This is a genomic window from Mycobacterium ahvazicum (assembly GCF_900176255.2).
Lineage (GTDB): Bacteria > Actinomycetota > Actinomycetes > Mycobacteriales > Mycobacteriaceae > Mycobacterium > Mycobacterium ahvazicum.
In genome coordinates this window covers 178,095-199,752 of the sequence record NZ_FXEG02000005.1, presented here as the reverse complement: position 1 = coordinate 199,752, position 21,658 = coordinate 178,095, and the positions used below count along the sequence as shown (strand labels likewise).

Sequence of the window (21,658 nt, the reverse complement as noted above, 5' to 3'; positions counted from 1 at the left end):
ACGGATTTCGCGGCTGTGCGCGCCCGCCCTAGGCGCGAGATACCGCCGCGCACAACTTATTACGCGTCGTGCTCACCCGCATCGATGGCCATCGACAGGAAGTCCAGCCGCCAGAGCTCCTGAAAAAGCTTGCGCGCGAAGTGCTCCGCCTCGCCGAGGCTGGCGCCACCGCGCTGCGCAACCCCGGCGGCGATCGCCCGGATGCTGCGGCGGCCGTCGACGAGTTGCGCGAAGGGCAGGTGAGCCGGGCCGAGGCGCAGCCGATAGCCGGGTCCCAGCAGGTCGGCTTCCGACAGCACGCACGCGGTACGCGACATCGGTATGTAGTCCAGAGCCGCGTCCGCCGTGAAATCGATCGTGTACTGCTCTTCGGGACGGTCCGGGCGGCAGGCCATGAAGAAATGTGTCGCGTTCGCGGTCTGCAGCCGCTCCATCACCGACCACAGTTCGGTCTCGGGCAATTTCGCCAGGCGATCCACGAATTTGATTGCCGGAGTGAACATTTCGTGTGGATAATACGGCGACTTGTGGAACCACCCCTGGAAGGTGAGCCCGGCCGCGGCGACCAGTTCACGACACTCGTCGACGGTGTAGCTGCGCTGGCGACCGTGCAGGAACGTATCGACGAGCGCACCGTCGGTTTGCAGATCGCGCGCCACCGCCAGGTAACTCCGGACGGGATGGTCCGCGGGCAGCGTCGCGATGACGTCCTTGACCGCCTGAACCGACGCGTCGTCCTGGGAAAGGCCCATGTCGCGGAAGACCGACTCGAGCAGTTCGACCCCGATCCGTCCGTATTTGGCGTAGAGCATGATCCCCATCGCGCCGTCGCGTCGCAGGCAACCCGCCAGCGCCGCCATTCCGGTCAGCGGATCGGCCAGGTGATGCAGAACGCCGGTGGACACGATCAGGTCGAAGTCGCGGCCCAGCGCCGACACCTCTTCGATCGGCAGCAGGCGCAATTCCAGGTTGTCCAGGCCGTGCTTGTCCTTGAGGTACCGCTGATGGTCCAGCGCCGATTGGCTGACGTCGATCGCCACGACCTTGGCGGCACGGTTGGTGAAGGCGAAAACCGACGCCTGGTTAGCTCCGCACCCCGCGATCAGAATGTCGAGGTCGGGTCGATAGTCGCGGTCCGGCCACAACACCCGGTGCGCCCGCAGCGGGTCGAACCACTCCCAGTTGTTCTTCGAGTAGGCCTCGAGGTCGTCAATGGGGGGCGGGTACTGCCACCGATCGTATTGCCGGGAGACCACGTCGTTGCGCGGATCGTCGTTCACTACAGACGCATCGTCGTTCACTACAGACGCAATGTAGTGGGTTTGCCCGGTCGCCGCAGGATGCCCGCGGCACCGATGCGGCGGTGCTCGCCGGTGTAGGAGGAGCCAACTCCTACACTGGCCCACCGTGGGCATGCTCTTCGGATTTGCGCCGTGGCTTATCTACTGGGTGTTGGTCGGCAACGTCCCGTTCAAGACCGCGGTGGTGGTCGCCTTCGTAATCGCGGCCGCCGCATTTGCGATCGGGCGCGCCCTGGGGAAGTCGAGCGGCATCCTGGAGATCGGCGCGGTGGCCACGTTCGCCGTGCTGGCGGTTCTCACGTTCACGCTCAGCGAGACGTTCATGCATCGATGGATACAGCCGCTCAGTAGCGCCGGGATCTTCCTGGTGGCCCTGATCGGGCAGCTGGTCGGCAGGTCGTTCGTGCGCGAGTTCGCCGCCGCCGAGCAGCCCCCTGACGTGGTCAAGACCGAGCTGTTCGGCCGCATCACCGACGTCTTGTCCTGGATCTGGATCGCCGCGTTCGCCGGTATGACGGTGTCATCCGCGATTCCGCCGGTGCTGGAGCAATTCGGCGGGCAAGCGGCCACGATCCTCGATACCCAGACCCCGCTGCTGTTCATCTGCTACTGGGTGATCCCGTATTCGTTGCTGGGGGCGGCGGCGCTCGCGTCACGGTACGTCCCGGAGCGGATGCTGGTCGGGGTCGACGACCTCGCGCGGGAAACGTCGTTCGTCGCGTACGACGAAGCGACGATCGATGAGCTGTATTACCTTGCCCAGGAACACGCGAATCGCGAGGTAGGCCCGGGCAAGGAGGCGTACAACGTGAAGGTCGGGGGGATGGGAACTCCGCTGACCGGCGACGAGTCGCGCAAGTCGTGGCCGTCGTCCTACAAGGTGCGCGATAAGAAGGGGTAGGCGCGCGACGTCTGCTCGCGTGGCATTCATCAGCGAGACAACTTCCACTTGTTAGGTCGACTGCATGGCATCCAAGAGGATCTGGCCCGTCGCTGCCGTCACCGTGCTCCTCACGGCGGCGGCCTGCTCGTCAGGCCATTCCGGGTCGGGCGCAAAGCCGGACTTGAGCACGCCCGCCGGCAAGGCGCTGACCATCACCCCGGAGCAGATGCTGGCCGCGACGGAGGGGGATACGCCGGTCGCGTACGCCAAGCCCGAACACGGCACCATCTCCTACGGCCCCAACGGCGCGATGATCTACACCCCGGACGCCGGGTTCACCGGCACCGACCAGCTCCACCTCACCTCCACGCCCAGCGTCAAGCTCTATGCCGAGAATCTGCCGCCACTGGCCACCATCGGCGGCGTCGCCGTCCAGGCCAATGCGCATGGTTCGGCAATCGCCCCGGTGCCGGGTAGCTCCAACGAGATCTACGGCCTGACCGACCGCGGCCCCAATGTTCCCGGGCGTACGCCGAACGAAATCGTCTTTCCCATACCCGATTTCCACCCGCAGATCGCCAAGCTCAAGCTCGCCGACGGGGTGGCCTCGGTCGAGAAGATCATCACGCTGTCGGGCAAGGACGGGGCGCCCCTGGTCGGGCTGCCCTACCCGCAGGCCACCGCCGCCGGCGAGTCGGTGGTCGACCTCAATGGCGCGCCGTTGCCGCCCTCGGATCACGGTCTGGACGGCGAAGGTTTGGTCGCGTTGTCCGACGGCACCTTCTGGGTTTCCGACGAATACGGCCCGTTCATCGTCCATTTCGACGCCAATGGCAAAGAGCTGGAACGTCTTTCGCCGATCGACGGAACGCTGCCCAAGGAGCTGTCGCTGCGCAGCCCGAACCAGGGCCTGGAGGGCCTGACGCTGACCCCCGACGGCACGACGCTGGTCGGCATCATGCAGTCGGGCCTGCAGACCCCGGGACTGGTCGGACCGGCGGCGTCGGTCCCGATGACGCGCATCGTGACGGTCAGACTCTCCAACCACAGCGACGTGCACGAGTATCTCTACCCGCTGGCCAACCCACAGCAGACCAAGGTCGCGGTCTCCGAAATCACCGCGGTCAGCAACACCACGTTCCTCGTCGACGAGCTCGACGGCGAGCCACAGCCCAACGGCAACAAGAAGATCTATCTGGCCGACATCTCCGGAGCCACCGATGTCGGGCCCCGGGAGACGGTGCCCGGTGCGGCCTATCAGGCCGACCGTGGCGGGCTGCTGATCAACAACGTTCCGATCGAAACCTTTGTCGGGATCGGCGGGGTCGAGGCGGCCACCGACAAACTCGCCGCCGCCGGAATCTCGGTGGCTGGCAAGAAGCTCAAGCTCGATCTCACCGATCTGCTGCGCTCGTTGTCGGCCGCCGGAAACTTCTTCGGGCACGCCAAGATCGAAGGCATCATCACCCCCGATGGCGGAAAGACGTTGATGATTGCCAACGACAGTGACTTCGGGTTGGACGGCGTGATTTCCACCAACCCACCGTTTGCGCTCAAGCCTAAGATCCAGCCCAACGGCGCGCAGGACAGCGGCGAGATTCTGACCGTCGACATGAGGAAGCTGCCGCCCACGATGGAGGCGGAGACGGTGCCCATCAAGGTGGGCTGAGCCCCCCCTCGCCGAAGTTCGGATACGTTGGTTCCCGGCGGGCGCACCCCCACCAGGACCCGGACGAGCCGCCCGCGCTCCGCACTCGATGGCGGCCCCTGCAAGGAGCATCTCGATGAACTCGGTCAGCCCGGATGCCATTCGCGCGGAGACGATCACCATCACCGGCCACGGTGGCGATCAGATCGAGGCCTATCGCGCTTCTCCGGTTTCCGAGCCGCTCGCCGAAGGATCGCGCGGCGGTGTCGTCTGGATCCATCACATGCCCGGATACGACCGGGAAACCAAGGAGTTCGTTCGCCGGCTGGCCGTCGCCGGCTACCACACCGTGGCGCCGAATCTGTACTCCCGCGAGGCGCCGGGCGCCGCTCCCGACGACGCGGCCGCGGCGGCACGCGCGGCCGGCGGCGTGCCCGACGAGCGGCTGATCGGGGATGTGGCGGGCGCGATCGAGCACCTGCGGTCGCTGCCCGGCGCGAACGGGAAGTTCGGGGTGATCGGGCACTGCTCGGGCGGGCGGCACGCATACCTGGCGGCCTGCTCGCTGCAGCTGGACGCGGCCGTCGACTGCTACGGCGCCTTCGTCGTCGAGGATCTGCCCGAGGGCATGCCCAAGGCCATGCAACCGATCCTGCATCTGGCGCCGAACCTGGGCTGCCCGCTGCTGGGCCTGTTCGGAATCGACGACAAGTTCCCGGCCCCGGCCGCGGTGGCCACGCTGGACGCCGAGCTGACCAAGCTGGACAAGGCACACGAGTTCCACTCGTACGAAGGTGCGGGCCACTCGTTCTTCTCCGTCGACCGCCCGGCGTACCGGCCCGAGGCGGCCGTCGACGGCTGGCGCCGCATCGACGAGTTCTTCGCCACGCATCTGAAAGGTTAGGTCCGCCAGGCTATGTGCACATATCTGACCGAACACGTCGAGATCGACGGCAGTGGCAAGGGCGCGCAGGGATGGTTCGGCGCGGACCGCGCGACGGTCTACGTCGACCATCCCGTCCACGCCCCGTTCGGACACACGGTCAACATCGACGTGATCAACCCACAGCTCGGTCCGTCGGCGCGGGTCGCGCTGGAACTCACCGAGGAAAGTGCGCTGGCGCTGGCCGACGCCATCCGCAAAGCGATAACGAATGCCCCGGTCGGCCTCGCATCCAAGGACCAGTAGGTGACCCATGACGACAGAGCCTGACTACCCGCAGACGGCCGCCGCCCGGGGACGCATCGAGCCGGTGCCGCGACGGATCCGGGGTTTCCTGGGCGACGAGCTGGTGTTCGACACGACCGCTGCCCGCTACGTGTGGGAAATCCCTTACTACCCGGCCTATTACGTGCCGCTGGCCGATGTGCGCGCCGAATTCCTGCGCGACGAGAACCATGCGCAGAAGGTCCAGTTCGGACCGTCGCGGCTGCACTCGGTGGTCGGGGCCGGCCAGACGCATCCGTCGGCGGCGCGGGTGTTCGACGCCGAGGCCGACAGCCCCGTCGCCGGCACGGTGCGCTTCGAATGGGATGCGTTGCGCTGGTTCGAAGAAGACGAACCCATCTATGTCCACCCGCGCAATCCGTACTCGCGGGTCGACGCGCTGCGCTCCCACCGTCACATCCGGGTCGAGCTGGACGGCGTCGTGCTGGCCGACACCCGATCGCCGGTGCTACTCTTCGAAACCGGTTTGCCGACAAGGTATTACATCGATCCCACCGACGTTGACTTCGCACATCTGGAACCCAGCACGACCCAGACGCAGTGCCCTTACAAGGGGGTGACGTCGGGCTACTGGTCGGTGCGTGTCGGTGACACCGTGCATGACGACCTCGCCTGGACGTATCACTTCCCGCTGCCGGCGGTCAGCCAGATCGCGGGGCTGGTGGCGTTCTACAACGAGAAGCTGGACATCGCAGTCGACGGCGTCAGCTTGGATCGGCCGAACACGCACTTCAGCTAGCCCGCATTCGGCTCGCGCCGATGGGTGTCGGCTCGCGGCCACATCGCAGCCGACCATCCTCGGTTGTCAATGATGTTGGGGCACAGCAGCAGCGCTGCCCGTCCGGGACGCAATGTGCATGGGGTCATGCGCGGACGACGTTGGTCATCAGATCTGCGGTATTTGTGCCCTACAGACGCCCCGCATAGGCGGCAAGTATTAGCAAGGACCTGACGGCCTTCGCCGCCGCGTCCGACAGCCGTATTGGCACGCCCAGACAGGAAAGCGCCGATGTCGACCAGCGCACTCACGCTCGTGCTGATCCCGTGCTTCTCCGGAGCGCCGTGGGAGGGTCGACAGTTGGCCCCGTTCGCGGGGCGCGACATCATGACGATGCGACTTCCCGAGGGCCTGACCGACGTCGAGTCCTACGCCGACTTCGTCGCCGAGCAGGTGCGGGGACTCGAGTCATACGTTCTGGTCGGGGATTCTTTCGGTGCGGTGATTTCACTCACGCTGGCCACCCGCCAACCCCCGGGCCTCGTCGGTCTTCTGCTGTCGGGCGGCTTTGCCGCCAACCCGCTGCCTCGTTGGAAAGGAATCGCCTCTCGCGCATCGCGCTTGGCCGTGGGCTTTCTTTACCGGCAGGGAACCCTGCGATTCCACGCGTTTCAGTTGGCTTCGAAGTTTGATGCCACCGCACCAGTTCCGCACACCCAGGACGACTACCGACAGCTGTTCATCGATAACACCCCCCGGCGCAGCTACACCGCGCGGGTTACCTCCGTCATCGACTTCGACATCCGTGACCGGCTGGCGCGGGTGCGGGCCCCGACCCTTCTGATCACGCCGGAGGACGACAAGCTGGTCGGCGCTCAGGCTGCCCAGCAATTGCTGGCCGGTATCCCTGACGCTCGCGAGGTGATTCTTCCGGCCACCGGCCACATGTTCCGCTTCACCCACCCCGACCTTTACGGACACACCATCGTCGATTTCATCGACCGCGTGATCACCCCCGCAGGCGTCGAGGTATCCGAGCGACCGGGTGTCCGGCAAACGTGACTGCCGACGCACTGGCGCACCTCAACGAAGGGATTGAATGATTCGCCACCAAAGCGGAATTTGGGTATTGTGATATTTCCCTCTATTCGCCTGGAAAAGATAAGAAATTCTTACTTTTTTACTGCTCGCAACCCGGACAAGTTAGTTAGCTAAATGTAAATATAGCCAGTTCAAACGCTATGAAGAAGTTTGCTCAACTACCGCTCCGCAACTGTACTGCAGACAAATTTAAGTTGCTGCAAAGTGAGGTGGGTAACAGTCCTGAATTCATGCTTAACGGCCACGATTCAGGCGGTAAAATTTGTTCGAACAGTCCGCAATTTCTGCGGCTGTATGTGGTTTTAGTTCGCGGCCACGCGCGTCGCCGGGCGGGTGCCGGGCGACGCGCGTGGCCGCGAACTAAAACCAGAAGGCGGTGCGAACGTGAGTGAGATCAACGGCCGGGAGGCCGCCCGCGAGATCGTCGAGATGGACGCGACGCCGATGGCTTCGGTGGCCATCGAGATTGCGGTCGGCAACGGCCCGATCAGTGGCATCGCAGTCAGCCGCGACGGCAGCCGGTTGGTGGCGACCCACTATGCATCCGACAGCGTCTCGGTCATCGACACCGAGACTTTTCGCGTCGTCGACATGATCGACGGCGTCGGCGAACCGTTCACCGTCGCCGTGGGCGGCTCGGGAACGGGTCGGGCGTACCTCAGCACGGTGTCGACGGCCTTTGACGCGATCCAAGTCGTCGACGTGTCCACCAACGAGGTGGTTGCGACGCATCCGCTGGCGCTCAGCGTCATCGATCTGGCGGTCGATGCCGCCGGACGCTGGGTGTACGCCTGCCGCAACGCCAACGGCGTTGCCAACCTGGCCGCCCTGGACACCGAGACCGGTAAGGTCCGCTCGATCACGGCCGCGGACTCGGCCACTAGTGAATGCGTGCGGGTCAGTGCCGACGGATCACGGGCGTACGTGGGCGTCAACGGACCCGCCGGCGGCCGGCTTGTTGTGATCGGCACCAAAGCGCAGCCCGAGCAGGCCCGCACCAGCTGGCGCGAGACGCGCAGCACCGGCGACCGGACCCGGTTGCAGATGATCGGCACCGTCGAGATCGGTCTGCCCGTCCGCGACGTCGCGCTGAGCCCCAATGGATCGCTCGCCTACGTGGCGAGTTGTGCGCCCGAGGTGGGCGTCGTCGTCGACGTCGTCGACACGCGGACCAACAAGATCACCAACACCCGCAAGGTCGGCGAGATCGGCGGCATTCTCACCGGGATGACGCTGTCCGCCGACGGAGACCGCATCTACCTGGTCAGCGACGACAACGTGACCGTGCTGTGCACGCTGACCCACGACGTGATCGCCACACTCGGAGCGGGGATGCAGCCGTCGGCTGCGGTGGAAAGCCCGGACGGCAAGCGTCTCTACATCGCCGGCTACTCCGGCGCGGTGAGCGTTACGCCCATCGCGTCGGCCACGCCGATGGCCATCGAGAGTGCCGCGGTGATGGGCGAGCTGTCGACGACCGGTTGGCTGGTGCCCGACCTCCTGTCGCACGAAATACCGCACGAACCCGTGCTCGCCTGAGTTTGCGCCCGGGCCGCCGCGGTGCAACGCGTTTTGTCAGGGGAATGTGGTTTCCGATGGCGTAGCGCGGCGATACCATTCGCCCCACCGACCATGAGGCGGTGCAGCGCCGAGACGGTAAGGCGGTAGCTCGATGGACAGCACGATGCAGGACTTTCCGCTGACAATCACCGCGATCATGCGGCACGGCTGCGGTGTCCATGGGTCCCGGACGGTCACCACGGCCACGGGTGACGGGGGCTACCGGCACACCACGTACCGCGAACTGGGTCGCCAGGCCGCCCAACTGGCACACGGGTTGCGCGGCCTGGGCGTGACCGGAGACCAGCGCGTTGCGACGTTCATGTGGAACAACGCCGAGCACCTCACCGCCTACCTCGCGGCCCCGTCGATGGGCGCCGTGCTGCACACCCTCAACATCCGGCTGTTCCCCGAGCAGATTTCCTACGTCGCCAACGAGGCCGAAGACCGGGTCGTGCTGGTGGACATGTCACTGGTCAAACTGCTCGCGCCGATACTGCCCGAGCTCGAGACCGTGCACACCGTGATCGCGGTCGGCGACGGCGACATCGCGGAGCTGCAGGAGTCGGGCAAGACGGTGCTGCGGTATGCCGAGTTGATCGAGGGCGAGCCGACCGAATTCGACTGGCCGGACATCGACGAGAAGTCGGCGGCCGCGATGTGCTACACCAGTGGCACCACCGGCAACCCCAAAGGTGTTGTCTATAGCCATCGTTCGAGCTTTCTTCACACGATGGGCGCGTGTAGCACCAACGGTATCGGGGTGGGGGCCTGCGACCGGGTGTTGCCCATCGTGCCGATGTTCCACGCCAACGCGTGGGGGCTGCCGTACGCGGCCCTGATGGCCGGGGCCGACTTGGTGCTTCCCGATCGTCATCTGCACGCCCCGTCGGTGATCGACATGATCGAGAAGCTGCGGCCCACCCTGGCCGGGGCGGTGCCGACCATCTGGAACGACGTGATGCATCACCTCGAGAAGTATCCCGACCACGACATCTCGTCGCTGCGGCTGGTGGCCTGCGGCGGCTCGGCCGTTCCGCTGTCGATGATGCGCACCTTCGAAGACAAGTACAACGTCCAGATCCGGCAGTTGTGGGGCATGACCGAAACCTCGCCGCTGGCCACGCTGGCCTGGCCGCCGGTCGGCACCCCGCAAGAGCGGCACTGGGCCATCCGCGCGACCCAGGGCCGACCGATCTGCGGCGTGGAGATGCGCATCGTTTCCGACGACGGCACGGTGCTGCCCAACGACGGCCAGGCCGTGGGCGAGGTCGAGGTCCGTGGCCCGTGGATCACCGGCTCCTACTACCTCGGGCGCGACGCGTCCAAATTCGACTCCGGGTGGTTGCGCACCGGCGACGTCGGCCGCATCGACGAGGAAGGCTTCGTCACCCTCACCGACCGCGCCAAGGATGTGATCAAGTCCGGCGGCGAGTGGATCTCCTCGGTCGAGTTGGAGAACTGCCTGATCGGTCACCCGGACGTGCACGAGGCCGCCGTCGTCGGAGTTCCCGACGAACGCTGGCAGGAACGCCCGCTTGCCGTCGTCGTCCGCAACCCGGGCGCATCGGTCAGCGCGGCCGAATTGCGAACGTTCCTCTCGGACAAGGTCGTTCGTTGGTGGCTGCCCGAGCGCTGGGCGTTCGCCGAGGAGATCCCGCGCACCAGCGTGGGTAAGTACGACAAGAAGGCCATCCGGGCCCGGCACGCCGACAGCGGATATGAGGTCACCGAGGCGCACGACTGAACTGCGGCGCCGTGCTCGCGAGCGACAGCTGAAAGAGGTTGATTTCATGGCACATTCGCGCGTCTTCCCCGAATCGCTGGTCATCCCGGTCTCGGTCGGGCAAGCCTTTCCCCGCACGCTGCCGGTGCCACTCCCCGAAATCTTCAGCCGCCGGCACGGGCTCTCCCCGCCGATCAAACAGGTGCGCGACCAGACCGGTGCGTGGGATGCCGCGGGCCAGACCCGCACCGTGGTGATGGCCGGCGGGGGCAGCACGCGCGAGGAGCTCACCAGCGTCGACCCGCCGCGATCGTTCGCTTACCGGCTCGGCGACGTCACCGGCCCGATGGCCCTGCTGGTCGACCATGTGCTGGGCGAGTGGACCTTCACCCCGACCGCCGGCGGTACCGAAGTCACCTGGCGCTGGGATATTCATCCGCGCTCGGCGCTGAGCGCGTTGGCGCTGCCGGTGTTCGGCAGGATGTGGCAGGGCTACGCGCGACAAGCCCTGAGCGACCTGTCGGGGATGCTGACGCGCTGAGGCCGCAACCGTATTCGGTACGGTCGAGCCATGTGTCGACTCTTTGGCCTGCACGCCGGGACGCACGCTTGCACCGCAACCTTCTGGCTGCTCGACGCGCCGGACAGTCTGTCCGAGCAGAGCAGGCGGAATCCGGACGGGACCGGCCTGGGTGTCTTCGAAGCCGACGGCGAACCGCGGCTGTACAAGGAACCGATAGCGGCGTGGCAGGACCGCGACTTCGCCACCGAAGCTCACAGCTTGACCGGTACGACGTTCATCGCCCACGTGCGTTACGCGACCACCGGATCACTCGATGTCCGCAACACCCACCCGTTTTTGCAGGACGGCCGGATCTTCGCGCACAACGGCGTGCTCGAGGGACTGGAGATCCTCGACGCGCGGCTGCGCGCGGTCGGCGCGCAAGACTTGGTGCTGGGGCAAACCGATTCGGAGCGGGTGTTCGCCTTGATGACCGCCTCGATCCGCGCGGCGGGCGGCGACGTCGCCGCCGGCATCACCGAGGCGATGACCCGGCTTGCGGGCAACGTGCCGATTTATGCGGTCAACGTGCTGCTGTGCACCGCCACCGACATGTGGGCAATGCGCTACCCGGCGACTCACCAGCTCTGTCTGCTGGACCGGCGCGACGAGCTCGCCGCCAACCCCGACTCGGAGTTTGACTTGCGTACCGTGCGAATTCACGCGCGGTCCGACCTGCTGTGCAGGCGGCCGTCGGTGGTGCTGGCCACCGAGCCGATGGACAACGACCCGCGCTGGCGTCTGCTGCACCCCGGAGAGCTGGTGCACGTCGACGGCTCCCTGCAGATCCACCGGACGATGATCCTGCCCGACCCGCCAAAGCACCTGCTGCGCCGGGAGGATCTGAGTGTGCCGGTCGAAGTTGCGCAGCACGCCCTGCCCAACACCAGGAAGTTGTGACATGACGACCAGACGCGCGCTGGTATTGGCCGGCGGGGGAATAGCCGGAATCGCCTGGGAGACAGGTATTTTGCAAGGAATTGCCGACGAATCACCGGCTGCGGCGCGGCTGCTGCTGGATTCGGATGTGCTGGTAGGAACGTCGGCGGGCTCGACGGTCGCCGCCCAGATCGGCAGCGGCGACCCGCTGGAGACACTGTACGAACGGCAAGTCGCCGAGACGTCAAGCGAAATCGATTCCGGCGTCGACGTCGAGACCATCACCGAGCTTTTCCTGGCCGCCCTGGGTGAGCCGTATGACGACTCGCTGGGCAGGACGCGTCAGCAGATGCAGCGGATCGGGGCCGTGGCCTTGCGCACCAAGACCGTCCCGGAGCCGGTGCGCCGCCAGGTGATTGCGCACCGGCTGCCGTCGCACGACTGGCCGAACCGCGCGCTGCGCATCACCGCGATCGACACCGCCACCGGCGAATTGGCGGTCTTCGACGCCGAATCGCAGGTGGAGCTCGTCGATGCGGTCGCGGCCAGTTGCGCCGTACCGGGGGCGTGGCCGCCGGTGACGGTCGACGGCCGGCGATACATGGACGGCGGGGTGGCCCGCTCGGTGAACCTCGACGTAGCCCACGACTGCGACACGGCCGTGGTGCTGGTGCCCGCCGCGGCCGATGCGCCATCGCCCTTCGGCGGCGGGCCGGCCGCCGAGATCGCGGCGTTCGGCGGCAACGCGTTCGGAGTATTCGCCGATGCCGCATCGCTGAAAGCGTTCGGCCCCAACGTGTTAGACCCGCGCTGCCGCGTCAGCTCAGCGGTGGCCGGACGGGAACAGGGCCGCCGCGAAGCCCAAGCCGTCGCCCGGTTCTTGGGCGTGTGATCTAGAAGCCCTCGAGCATCGAGACGGCGTCGAGTTCCTCCAGCTCGCGGCAGGCGATCCGGTAACCGTCGGCGATCTTGTCGACCGCGCCGGCGATATCGCTTTCGCTGTGGTTGGCCATCACCTGCATCCGGAAACGCGCCTGGCCTTTGGCCACCGCTGGGAATTCAACGAGGTTGGCTACCAACCCGTTTCGGTGCAACTGCCGACTGACCAGTCGGGCTATCCGCTCGCTTCCCATTTTGACGCAGACGATCGGCGACGGCTCACCGTAGACCTCGAAGCCCACGTCGGCCAGCCGCGTCCGCAATTGCAGGACATTGGTCATGCACTGGCGCCGCAGCTGCGCGCCTTCCGGGCTGTCGACGATGTCGAACGCCTTGAGCACGATGGCCGCCTGGATCGGCGACAGGGCGTTGGAGAAGGTATTCGGTGAGGCATAGAAGCGCAGGTACTCGGTCACCCGGCGATGCTTGGTCGCGACGAACCCACCGTTGGAGGCGAAGGTTTTGGAGAACGATCCCATCACGAGGTCGACCTTGCCCATCATACCTTGCAAGCCGATGTGGCCGCGGCCGTCGGGGCCGACGGAGCCCAGATCATGTGCGACATCGACCATCAGCGTCGCACCGAATTGGCGTGCCAGATCTTGCAATTCGGCGATGTCAGGCGTGTCCGAGTTCATCGAGAAGAGTGCCTCGGTGACGATCATGATGCCGTGGTCTCGGTCGTGCGCCCGGATCGCTTCCAGCTTCGCGCGGGCGTCGGCGGTGTCGTTGTGCTTGAACAGATGCACATTGCGCGTCGCGGCGGCCGCACCCTCCTGCAGGCAGGCGTGGGCGAGCCGGTCCATGACGATGTGATCGTCGGACCGCACCAGTCCCTTGACCACGCCGTAACCGGCGGCCCAGCCGGTGGAGAACAGGCTGACGTATTCGGCGTCGACGAAATCCGCGATCCTGCGCTCCAGGGCGAGCGACGCCGACGTGTTGCCTACCAGGGCGGGGGAGCCGGCGCTGTGAACGCCGTAGTCGTCGATCGCGGCCCACGCCGCGGCCTTGATCTCGGGGTGACCGGAGAGCGAAAGGTAGTCCTGCGAAGCGAAGTTCACGCCCGACATGGTTCTGCCGCCGTCGTCGTGCACGGTGGCGTGGCGCCGGGGACCGGCTTCGGTGGCCCGGCCGAACGGCCAGAGGCCGTGTTCGCGCCGGCAGTTCTGCCATTGATAGAAGCCGTCGACGCGTGCGACGAGATCGTCGCCGCGCGGTTCACGGAAGTCCTGCATGCTGCCGTCCAGCGTCGCGGGGTCTGTTGCCTCGGCGACCGTTGCGGCCTCGGGCAAGCCGGCTGTGAGAGTCACTGTGCTCCTTGGGATTTGATCTTGACATAGGTCAGGTTGCCCGCGCGCTCAGGTTACTGGTCTCGTGTTGAATAACCTGTGAATCGCGTTGTAATTGACTTTTAACAGTGCCGGTCGCAGACCTGAAAGCTCTAGGAGTCGTTCAAAAGCCCGGCGTCGCGGCGGCGGGACGCTAGGATGCTACGGGCCCGCGCCGGGGTAGGGGAGATCCCAACCGCCCCAACGGCTCTCGGGATGATCAGTCCTCGACGGGATCCTCGGAAGCGCGTTCGAGTGAATCCAGCGCCTGGTCAGCCAGTAGCCGCCCGACGTCGATCACTTCGTCGGCCCGGTGGAAATCCAGGCTGCGGCACGTCGAACGCGGCACCTCGATCAACAGATCGGGCGGGTAGGCCGACAGCATGTGCCGGGTGAGCGCGGACTGGGCGATGTCGAAGGCCCGGTACATCACCTCGAAGCTGCCCAGCTTCGGAACGCCGGGCGCTCCCACGATTTCGGCGGCGTCGTCCTCGCCCGAGTCCTCCGTCCAGGTGTCCGCACCGAACCGGCTCAGCACCGCTCGCGCGGTGGGCCGGTCGAGCAGCGAGCGCACCGCCGAGGTGTCCAGCAGCGCAGTTGTGCTGCGCACCATGCGATTCAGTAACTCGACGGTGGCGCCGGGCTCGGGTTCTCGTTTCGCGATCGCCTCGCTGCCGCTGACACTCACGGCGATCGTCAGGTCGGCATTGACCACCGCGAGCGGGGCCATCGGCAGCGGATCCAGGATGCCGCCGTCGGCGAGCAGGCGGCCGCCGACTTCGTGCGGAGGGATCACCCCCGGAATCGCGATGGATGCCCGGATCGCCTCGTCGAGCGGACCGCGCTGAAACCACACCGACTTGCCGGCCAGCAGGTCGGTCGCCACCGCCGTGTAGGGGATCGGCAGTTCCTCGATCCGGACGGGGCCCAGGATGTCGCGCACCGCCTCCAAAATCTTCTCCGCCCGCATCACTCCCGCCGCGCTGATCGACGGGTCGAGCAGTCGCAAGATGGTGCGTTGCGTCAGCGACTTCGCCCAGTCGGCGAAATCGTCGAGCCGCCCGGCGGCCTGCAGACCGCCGATCATCGCACCCATCGACGAGCCGGTGATCCCCACGATCTCGAAGCCGCGGTCCTGCAGCGCCTCGATGACCCCGATGTGGGCATACCCCCGGGCACCACCGCTGCCGAGTGCCACGGCGACCCGGGTAGGTGAGGATCGACGCGCAACGGCTTCGCCAGACACCCCTACATTTTGCGTGCCGGAACCGGCCCTCGCCGGGTCGGGGCGGCACTTTTTTCATCCGTGATCGCAATTGCGCAGGAGATCGCAATTGCGCAGGAGTTCGAGCCCCCGTCGGTGGCCGCTAGCCGCATTCGTCGTCGGCAGCCGCCCGCGCGGCGGTGATCACCGCGGCCTGCCGGGCCGGCGTCAAGTCCACCCACCTGGTGTTCCAGCTGCCCGCGGTGGCTGCCGGGGCGGTCTGCAGCATCGCCAAATAGGGCTCGAACTGGGATTCCCCGGTCTTGGGCCGCGTGTCCATCCACACTTTTGCGGCATGACAGGCCTGGTAGTACTCCTCTTCGGTCGACTCCGCGGGGACATCGACCTTGGTTGTCACCCCGGCGGGGGACAGGCCGACTACCCCCGGTGGCGCTGAGGCCCTGCCCGGTGGGCCGGCCGACGACGGCGGAGCCGACGACGTGACCCTGCCGGCGGGGGTACCGCCCGATGAGCACCCGGTGACCGAAAGCGCGGCGATCAAACCGGTCGCCACGACGAGAGTTCCCCAGCGCCGGGGGCGGTGACTGCACGACCACACCGCCCCAATCTATGCAACACTGGCGGCCGTGATGGAGCGCTTCGGATTTTGCGAGTGTTGTCGGCCTTAACGCGCCGCCCTTGCCCAATCCGATCCCTTGTGGAGTGCTCCAATGTCTGTGTCTGTCGCCAGTTCTGTTGCGTTGCGTCCGCCGGCCGTCGCGTCGCCCTCCGCCGGGCCGACGCGGCTGCGGGTTCCCGACCTGCTGCATGCCACCGATCGAGCCGCCGACGATGTGCTCAGCGGCCGTTGCGACCACCTGCTGCCCGACGGCGGCGTACCGGACTCGCGGCGCTGGTTCACCCGCATCCACGGCGACGACGAACTGGACGTCTGGCTGATCAGCTGGGTTCCCGGTCACCCCACCGAACTGCACGACCACGGCGGGTCATTGGGGGCGCTTACCGTGGTGTCCGGATCGCTCAACGAATTCCGTTGGGATGGAACGAATTTACGGCGACGCCGGCTCGATGCCGGTGATCAGGCCGGCTTTCCACTGGGCTGGGTGCACGACGTGGTGTGGGCGCCCAGGCCGGTCGCGCGCCCGCTGTCGGCGGCCGGCACCGGAATCCAGCGCCCGGTGGCACCGACGCTGAGCGTGCACGCGTACTCGCCGCCGCTGAGCGCGATGTCGTACTACGAGGTCACCAAGAACAGCAGGTTGCGCCGCCAGCGCACCGAACTGACCGACCAACCGGAGGGGACGCAATGAGCCGTATCGACGTGGTCTTGAGATCCGCCCGCCGCCGTTTTCGGCGGCTGGGGGCCGCTGAGGTGCCCGATGCACTGCGGCGCGGGGCGGTGCTCGTCGACATCCGGCCGCAAGCGCAGCGATTCCGCGAGGGCGAGGTTCCCGGCGCGCTGGTGATCGAACGCAATGTCCTGGAATGGCGTTGCGACCCGACCAGTGACGCCCGCCTGCCCGAAGCCGTCGGCGACGACGTCGAGTGGGTGATCCTGTGTTCGGAGGGCTACACCTCCAGCCTGGCGGCGGCCGCGCTGCTCGACATCGGCCTGCACCGGGCCACCGACGTCGTCGGTGGCTATCACGCGCTGGCCGGCGCCGGTGTGCTCGCCGAATTGGCCGGCGATCCGGTCAGTCCGGAAGTGCTGGCGAACGCCGGGGCGCCCGCTCGCCGCTGGCTCTAATCGTTGGCGTGCAACAGCGGTCGCAGCCGCTCGGTCTTCTCCGGCGTCCACCCGGGCGGTGACAACACCGCTGCCCAGCCGTTGGCGACGTCGGCGACGTAGCGGTGGCCGTGGCCGTCGGGGACGTCCACGGCGACGGCCATATCCGCCGACACTTGCAGGAAAGTCACCACGGGGATCCACCGTGTTTGGGGCAGCACGTCATAGCCGCGCCCTTCGCGTAGCCAATCCGGTTCGCTGAACAACAGATCCGGCGTCCACCACGCGATCGGGTCGGACGCGTGCTGCAAATACACCACCCGCGGTGCATCCCACGGATCCTTCGGCCGGTCCAGATTGCTTGGGCGAGCGACGAATCGGACGTTGTGGCCGTCGTTGTAAATGGGCAGCCACTCCGGCGAGCCGGCGTCGCGGGTGGCGGTCAGGTCCGTCCAGATGGTGTTGTTGAACGTCGGGCCGCTGAACAGCGCGCCGTCGGTGCGGGCTAGGACGTTGTTGAGGCTCATGAACGGCGCCTCACCGCCGAACGAGCCCAGGCTCTCACCGAAGACCACGAGCTTGGGGCGGTGTCCCTCCGGCAGCTGCCGGATCAGTCTGTCTACGGCCTCGAACAATGCCTGGCCGGCGTGCCGGGCATTCTCCTTGTCCACCAAAAACGACAGCCAGCTCGGCAAGAACGAGTACTGCATGCTGACGATCGCGGAGTTGCCGTTGTACATGTACTCCAGTGCCGAGGCTTCGGCTTCGTTGATCCAGCCGGTGCCGGTAGTCGTTGCGACCGCGACGATCTCGCGCTGTAAGCCGCCTTCACGTTGCAGTTCGCGTGCCGCCAGCTCAGCAGTCGCGGTGATGCCATCGGCGGAATTCAGGCCGGCATAGGCGCGGATGGGCTCGGTGGCCGGGGCGCCGTTGAAGCTGGTCAGTTCGTCGAGTTTGGGACCGCCCTCGACGAAGATGCGGCCCTCGCGGCCCAACGACTCCCACGACACCAGCGATTGCGGCCCGCCCGACCGCAGCGGACTTTTCGGCGCCGCGGTCTCGGGATTCATCTCGTTGTTGGTCGCGGCGAACGTGTTGTTCATGGTGCGCATCGCGGACTTGAGCACGACGCCGTTAAGCAGGGTGATCGTCAACGTCACGAGCAGGGCCACCACAATGGTCACCGAGAGGCGAAACGGTGCGATCCGATCCAGTTGTCCCACAAGGAAACTGACCAGCACGCGGATGGCCTGGCCAATTTCGACGACGGTGAACAGCACGATGATGGACAGGACCGCGGCGATCGGGTAGTCGTACCAGTGCAGGTGCGCGACACCCATCAGGTCGCGCACGTCGTCCTGCCATACGTGGAACCGGATCGCCATCAGCACCTGGCCCACCACCGCGACCGGGATCAACACCTTCCATGCCCACCGCGGTGCCGGCGGGCTGTAGTTCTTGGTGCGCATGTAGCGCACCAGCCAGACCGAAAAGACGCCCAGCCCATAACCGATGGCGCCGGAGAAGCCGCTGACCAACGCCTGGAAAATCGCGCCGCGGGGCAGCAGTGACGGTGTCAGCGAGAACCAGATGAAGATAAGACCGACCGCGGTGCCGGTAAAGGTGTAGTGGCGCACCCAAAACGGCTTGGTCGCGATCTCGGCCAGCTCGTCGGTGCTGTCCGGCCCGGCTGCCGGTTCGGGTTCCGGTTCGGTGGCGACGCTCGTCGCTGCGGCGTCTCGGGGGTCCGAGAGTTTGTCTGCGCCGGCCGTCGATCCGTCGTCGGCCGCGGTCGCAGCACCTGACTCGCTCACGAGAGCATCTTAGCGATGCGTGAAGTTGGGATCCCGCTTCTCGACGAATGCCGCCATGCCCTCGGACTGGTCGTGGGTCGCGAAGGTGGAATGGAACAGCCTGCGTTCGTAGAGAAGTCCCTCGGCCAGGGTGGACTCGAAGGCACGGTTGACGGCTTCCTTGGCCATCCGCGACGCCGACAGCGACATCCGCGAAATCGTGGTGGCGACGGCCTTGGCCTCGCTCATCAGGTCGTCGGCCGGCACCACCCGCGACACCAGACCGCTGCGTTCGGCTTCTTCGGCGCCGATGGTGCGACCGGTCAGGATCAGGTCCATCGCCTTGGCCTTGCCGATTGCGCGGGTGAGACGCTGCGAACCGCCCATGCCCGGCAGCACACCCAGTTTGATCTCGGGCTGGCCGAATTTCGCGTTATCGGCCGCGATCAGCAGATCGCACATCATCGCCAGCTCGCAGCCGCCGCCGAGCGCGTATCCGGCCACCGCGGCGATCGTCGGCGTGCGCACGGCGGACAGCTTGCCCCAGGTGGCGAAGAAGTCCGAACCGAACGCGTCGGCGAAGCTCAGCCCGGCCATCTCCTTGATGTCGGCGCCCGCGGCGAAGGCCTTGCCGCCCGCGCCGGTGATGATGATCGCGCCGATGCCCGGATCGTTGTCGAATTCTGTTGCCGCGCCGGTGACTTCGATCATCACCTGGCTGTTGAGCGCGTTGAGCGCCTTCGGCCGGTTCAGCGTGATGGTCCCGACCCGCTCGTCGCGCTCGACCAAGATGGTTTCGTAGTTTGTTGGGGTTGTCCCGCTCATCCAAATCGCCTTTCTAGAAAGTCAAGTCGTCATCGACCGGCGCGAAATACGCCTCGATGTCGGCCGCGGAGACCGCGGCGAAGTCCGGCGGCGACCACTTCGGATTACGATCCTTGTCGATGATCTGTGCCCGAATGCCTTCCACCAGATCGTGTGAGTGTGCCGAGGCCGACGACACTCGATAGTCCTGCACCAGAACATCTTCCAGCGTTTCCATTTTCGCCGCCCTCCGCACCGCCTCCAGCGTCACCGACACCGCGATGGGGGATCGGGTGCCGATCAGATTCGCGGCGTCTTGCGCCGGCTCGGCGTCATGACGGCGCAGCGCCGCGAGAATGTCCTCGACGGTATCGCCGGCAAAACATTCGTCGATCCAATGGCGTTGCGCGACAAGCTCACTCGGTGGCGGCGCGGTGGCGTGGGCGGCCAGTGCACTCTCGATGCTTTCGTCGACGATCGCTTGGCGAAACGCCTCGAGTTGGCCGTGCGGGACGTAGTGATCGGCGAAGCCCAGCGCGATCGCGTCGGCCCCGGAGAACGGTGCGCCGGTCAGCGCGGCGTACAGACCGAGGGCGCCGGGCGCCCGGGACAGCAGAAACGCTCCGCCGACGTCGGGGATGAACCCGATGCCTACCTCCGGCATTGCCACCTTTGATGTTTCGGTGACCACGCGAACGCTGCCGTGGGCGCTGACGCCGACCCCGCCGCCCATCACGATGCCGTCCATCAACGACACGTACGGCTTGGCGAATCGCCCGATCTGACCGTTCAGCAGATACTCGTCGCGCCAGAATTTCCGCACCTCGACGCCGTCCTTGCGGGCGCTGTGATAGACCGCGACCACGTCGCCGCCGGCGCACAACCCGCGTTCGCCGGCACCGGACAGCACCACCGCGCGCACCGCGTCGTCGTTTTCCCAGCGCGTCAGCAGGGGGCTCAACACGTCGACCATCGTCTGATTGAGCGAATTGATTGCCTTGGGGCGGTTGAGCGTGATCAGGCCGACGCCATTGTCGACACGGGCCAGAATCTCGTCGGATTGCTCGGTCGCGCCTTCGGTCACTGGGCAGCCTCTCAGTCCGTTTCCGGGTCGCAATCTGTGCCCAGGGTGTCGCCGCGATGACTACCGGGCCTTGACCAGCAATCTAGATCGTGACAAGCGACGCGATGCCCGCGGGTAAGGATTATGTTTGAGCTTGGCGACAGGCGCCGGGCCCGGATATACCCTGAAAACACCAGTTCCGCTGGGAACCTGGGACGGCGACTGATCGTTGAGCAAGTGTTCGCACGACGCGAAGCCACAGTCTTAAGAGAGGATCCGACGGTGCGGGAGACCAGCAACCCGGTATTTCGTTCGCTGCCCAAGCAGAGCGGCGGATATGCGCAATTCGGCACTGGCGCGGCCCAGATGCAGCAGGGGTACTACCAAGCCGACCCTTACACGGCTCCCTACCAGGAGGCCAAGGCCACCCGCCCGGTGACCATCGACGACGTCGTCACCAAGACCGGCATCACGCTCGGCGTGCTGACCGTGTCGGCGATCGTCTCCTACTTCCTGGTGAGCAACAACCTCGCCCTGGCGATGCCGCTGACCCTGATCGGTGCGCTGGGCGGTTTCGTGCTCGTGATGATCGCGACGTTCGGCCGCAAGCAGGACAACCCGGGAATCGTGCTCAGCTACGCCGTCCTCGAGGGCCTGTTCCTCGGTGCGGTCTCGTTTGTCTTCGCCAACTTCCAGGTGTCGCACGTCAACGCGGGCGCGCTGATCGGTGAGGCGGTCCTGGGCACCTTCGGGGTGTTCTTCGGCATGCTCGTCGTCTACAAGACCGGCGCTATCCGGGTGACTCCGAAATTCACCCGCTGGGTGGTCGGCGCGATGTTCGGTGCGCTGGCCCTGATGATCGGCAACCTGGTGCTCGGCATGTTCGGTGTCGGTGGCGGAGCGGGCCTGGGCCTGCGCAGCGGTGGACCGCTGGCGATCCTGTTCTCGCTGGTCGTGATCGGCATCGCGGCGTTCAGCTTCCTGATCGACTTCGACGCGGCCGACCAGATGATCCGCGCCGGAGCTCCCGAGAAGGCGGCCTGGGGCATTGCGCTCGGCCTGACCGTGACGCTGGTCTGGCTGTACCTGGAGATCCTGCGTCTGCTCAGTTATCTGCAGAACGATTAGCTTCTCGTACGCAGAAAAGCCGGCTTGCCTTCGGGCGGGCCGG

Annotated in this window: 21 protein-coding genes; 14 read left to right on the top strand and 7 right to left on the bottom strand. The window is 66.3% G+C overall.

The window, feature by feature from the left end; translation table 11 throughout:
* Positions 1–59: 59 nt before the first annotated feature.
* Complete coding sequence (locus MAAFP003_RS21945; protein ID WP_096289816.1) at positions 60–1,280, bottom strand: class I SAM-dependent methyltransferase; 1,221 nt, start codon at positions 1,278–1,280, stop codon at positions 60–62.
* 127 nt (positions 1,281–1,407) lie between these two features.
* Here MAAFP003_RS21945 and MAAFP003_RS21940 point away from each other — a divergent pair, with 127 nt between their 5' ends.
* From MAAFP003_RS21940 to MAAFP003_RS21890, 11 genes are all read left to right on the top strand, one after another.
* On the top strand, positions 1,408–2,202 hold the full coding sequence (locus MAAFP003_RS21940) for a hypothetical protein (protein WP_165796468.1): 795 nt from the start codon (positions 1,408–1,410) through the stop codon (positions 2,200–2,202).
* Positions 2,203–2,266: 64 nt separating this feature from the next.
* Entirely contained in the window at positions 2,267–3,853 is a 1,587-nt protein-coding gene (locus MAAFP003_RS21935; RefSeq protein WP_096289815.1) for an esterase-like activity of phytase family protein, read from the top strand.
* A 115-nt stretch (positions 3,854–3,968) separates the two neighbouring features.
* Complete coding sequence (locus MAAFP003_RS21930) at positions 3,969–4,736, top strand: dienelactone hydrolase family protein (RefSeq protein WP_096289814.1); 768 nt, start codon at positions 3,969–3,971, stop codon at positions 4,734–4,736.
* Between the two features lie 12 nt (positions 4,737–4,748).
* Positions 4,749–5,021 carry a DUF6295 family protein gene (locus tag MAAFP003_RS21925; RefSeq protein ID WP_096289813.1) on the top strand — a complete coding sequence of 91 codons (273 nt, stop codon included), beginning with the start codon at positions 4,749–4,751 and terminating at the stop codon, positions 5,019–5,021.
* Positions 5,022–5,028: 7 nt separating this feature from the next.
* Positions 5,029–5,799, top strand: coding sequence for a DUF427 domain-containing protein (locus MAAFP003_RS21920; protein WP_096289812.1), 771 nt, complete (start codon positions 5,029–5,031; stop codon positions 5,797–5,799).
* A 270-nt stretch (positions 5,800–6,069) separates the two neighbouring features.
* Positions 6,070–6,840: an alpha/beta fold hydrolase gene (locus tag MAAFP003_RS21915; RefSeq protein WP_096289811.1), complete on the top strand. Its 771-nt coding sequence runs from the start codon at positions 6,070–6,072 to the stop codon at positions 6,838–6,840.
* 423 nt (positions 6,841–7,263) lie between these two features.
* Entirely contained in the window at positions 7,264–8,418 is a 1,155-nt protein-coding gene (locus MAAFP003_RS21910) for a YncE family protein (protein WP_243394172.1), read from the top strand.
* Between the two features lie 133 nt (positions 8,419–8,551).
* Positions 8,552–10,186, top strand: a complete 1,635-nt coding sequence (locus tag MAAFP003_RS21905) for a long-chain fatty acid--CoA ligase (protein WP_096289810.1) — start codon at positions 8,552–8,554, stop codon at positions 10,184–10,186.
* A 46-nt stretch (positions 10,187–10,232) separates the two neighbouring features.
* The gene (locus MAAFP003_RS21900) at positions 10,233–10,706 is read left to right on the top strand and encodes an SRPBCC family protein (protein WP_096289809.1); all 474 of its coding nucleotides are present in this window, start codon (positions 10,233–10,235) and stop codon (positions 10,704–10,706) included.
* Between the two features lie 30 nt (positions 10,707–10,736).
* Positions 10,737–11,627, top strand: a complete 891-nt coding sequence (locus MAAFP003_RS21895) for a class II glutamine amidotransferase (RefSeq protein ID WP_096289808.1) — start codon at positions 10,737–10,739, stop codon at positions 11,625–11,627.
* A gap of 1 nt (position 11,628) precedes the next feature.
* On the top strand, positions 11,629–12,498 hold the full coding sequence (locus MAAFP003_RS21890; protein WP_096289807.1) for a patatin-like phospholipase family protein: 870 nt from the start codon (positions 11,629–11,631) through the stop codon (positions 12,496–12,498).
* A gap of 1 nt (position 12,499) precedes the next feature.
* Here the strand turns inward: MAAFP003_RS21890 and MAAFP003_RS21885 are convergent, their stop codons facing one another.
* The 3 genes from MAAFP003_RS21885 to MAAFP003_RS21875 all read right to left on the bottom strand — a co-directional run bounded on the left by MAAFP003_RS21885 (position 12,500) and on the right by MAAFP003_RS21875 (position 15,699).
* Positions 12,500–13,858 carry an aminotransferase class I/II-fold pyridoxal phosphate-dependent enzyme gene (locus MAAFP003_RS21885; protein WP_207768591.1) on the bottom strand — a complete coding sequence of 453 codons (1,359 nt, stop codon included), beginning with the start codon at positions 13,856–13,858 and terminating at the stop codon, positions 12,500–12,502.
* Between the two features lie 238 nt (positions 13,859–14,096).
* Positions 14,097–15,122, bottom strand: a complete 1,026-nt coding sequence (locus MAAFP003_RS21880; RefSeq protein ID WP_096289806.1) for a patatin-like phospholipase family protein — start codon at positions 15,120–15,122, stop codon at positions 14,097–14,099.
* 121 nt (positions 15,123–15,243) lie between these two features.
* Positions 15,244–15,699, bottom strand: coding sequence for a lipoprotein LpqV (locus tag MAAFP003_RS21875; protein ID WP_207768590.1), 456 nt, complete (start codon positions 15,697–15,699; stop codon positions 15,244–15,246).
* 112 nt (positions 15,700–15,811) lie between these two features.
* Between MAAFP003_RS21875 and MAAFP003_RS21870 the strand changes: the two genes are divergently transcribed.
* Together MAAFP003_RS21870 and MAAFP003_RS21865 are read left to right on the top strand one after the other, a co-directional pair.
* Positions 15,812–16,411 (top strand): cysteine dioxygenase, encoded by a 600-nt coding sequence (locus tag MAAFP003_RS21870; RefSeq protein ID WP_096289804.1) that lies wholly within the window; start codon positions 15,812–15,814, stop codon positions 16,409–16,411.
* A complete protein-coding gene (locus MAAFP003_RS21865; RefSeq protein WP_096289803.1) occupies positions 16,408–16,848 on the top strand; it encodes a rhodanese-like domain-containing protein in 441 nt (146 codons plus the stop codon). Before MAAFP003_RS21870 ends, MAAFP003_RS21865 begins: the two co-directional genes overlap by 4 nt.
* Here the strand turns inward: MAAFP003_RS21865 and MAAFP003_RS21860 are convergent.
* The 3 genes from MAAFP003_RS21860 to MAAFP003_RS21850 all read right to left on the bottom strand — a co-directional run bounded on the left by MAAFP003_RS21860 (position 16,845) and on the right by MAAFP003_RS21850 (position 20,508).
* Entirely contained in the window at positions 16,845–18,494 is a 1,650-nt protein-coding gene (locus tag MAAFP003_RS21860) for an alpha/beta hydrolase (protein ID WP_243394216.1), read from the bottom strand. The two genes, MAAFP003_RS21865 and MAAFP003_RS21860, sit on opposite strands and share 4 nt — an antisense overlap.
* Before the next feature lie 156 nt (positions 18,495–18,650).
* A complete protein-coding gene (locus MAAFP003_RS21855; RefSeq protein ID WP_096289801.1) occupies positions 18,651–19,445 on the bottom strand; it encodes an enoyl-CoA hydratase in 795 nt (264 codons plus the stop codon).
* Positions 19,446–19,458: 13 nt separating this feature from the next.
* Complete coding sequence (locus MAAFP003_RS21850) at positions 19,459–20,508, bottom strand: enoyl-CoA hydratase/isomerase family protein (RefSeq protein ID WP_096289800.1); 1,050 nt, start codon at positions 20,506–20,508, stop codon at positions 19,459–19,461.
* 261 nt (positions 20,509–20,769) lie between these two features.
* Here MAAFP003_RS21850 and MAAFP003_RS21845 point away from each other — a divergent pair, with 261 nt between their 5' ends.
* Positions 20,770–21,615, top strand: coding sequence for a Bax inhibitor-1/YccA family protein (locus MAAFP003_RS21845; RefSeq protein WP_096289799.1), 846 nt, complete (start codon positions 20,770–20,772; stop codon positions 21,613–21,615).
* Positions 21,616–21,658: the final 43 nt, after the last annotated feature.

What these genes read in the sequence shown, in the direction of transcription:
- MAAFP003_RS21935 (WP_096289815.1), top strand. Translation starts at nt 2,267, where the DNA reads ATGGCATCCAAGAGGATCTGGCCCGTCGCTGCCGTCACCGTGCTCCTC.
- MAAFP003_RS21930 (WP_096289814.1), top strand. Translation starts at nt 3,969, where the DNA reads ATGAACTCGGTCAGCCCGGATGCCATTCGCGCGGAGACGATCACCATC.
- MAAFP003_RS21925 (WP_096289813.1), top strand. Translation starts at nt 4,749, where the DNA reads ATGTGCACATATCTGACCGAACACGTCGAGATCGACGGCAGTGGCAAG.
- MAAFP003_RS21920 (WP_096289812.1), top strand. Translation starts at nt 5,029, where the DNA reads ATGACGACAGAGCCTGACTACCCGCAGACGGCCGCCGCCCGGGGACGC.
- MAAFP003_RS21915 (WP_096289811.1), top strand. Translation starts at nt 6,070, where the DNA reads ATGTCGACCAGCGCACTCACGCTCGTGCTGATCCCGTGCTTCTCCGGA.
- MAAFP003_RS21905 (WP_096289810.1), top strand. Translation starts at nt 8,552, where the DNA reads ATGGACAGCACGATGCAGGACTTTCCGCTGACAATCACCGCGATCATG.
- MAAFP003_RS21900 (WP_096289809.1), top strand. Translation starts at nt 10,233, where the DNA reads ATGGCACATTCGCGCGTCTTCCCCGAATCGCTGGTCATCCCGGTCTCG.
- MAAFP003_RS21895 (WP_096289808.1), top strand. Translation starts at nt 10,737, where the DNA reads ATGTGTCGACTCTTTGGCCTGCACGCCGGGACGCACGCTTGCACCGCA.
- MAAFP003_RS21890 (WP_096289807.1), top strand. Translation starts at nt 11,629, where the DNA reads ATGACGACCAGACGCGCGCTGGTATTGGCCGGCGGGGGAATAGCCGGA.
- MAAFP003_RS21870 (WP_096289804.1), top strand. Translation starts at nt 15,812, where the DNA reads ATGTCTGTGTCTGTCGCCAGTTCTGTTGCGTTGCGTCCGCCGGCCGTC.
- MAAFP003_RS21865 (WP_096289803.1), top strand. Translation starts at nt 16,408, where the DNA reads ATGAGCCGTATCGACGTGGTCTTGAGATCCGCCCGCCGCCGTTTTCGG.
- MAAFP003_RS21855 (WP_096289801.1), bottom strand. Translation starts at nt 19,445, where the DNA reads ATGAGCGGGACAACCCCAACAAACTACGAAACCATCTTGGTCGAGCGC.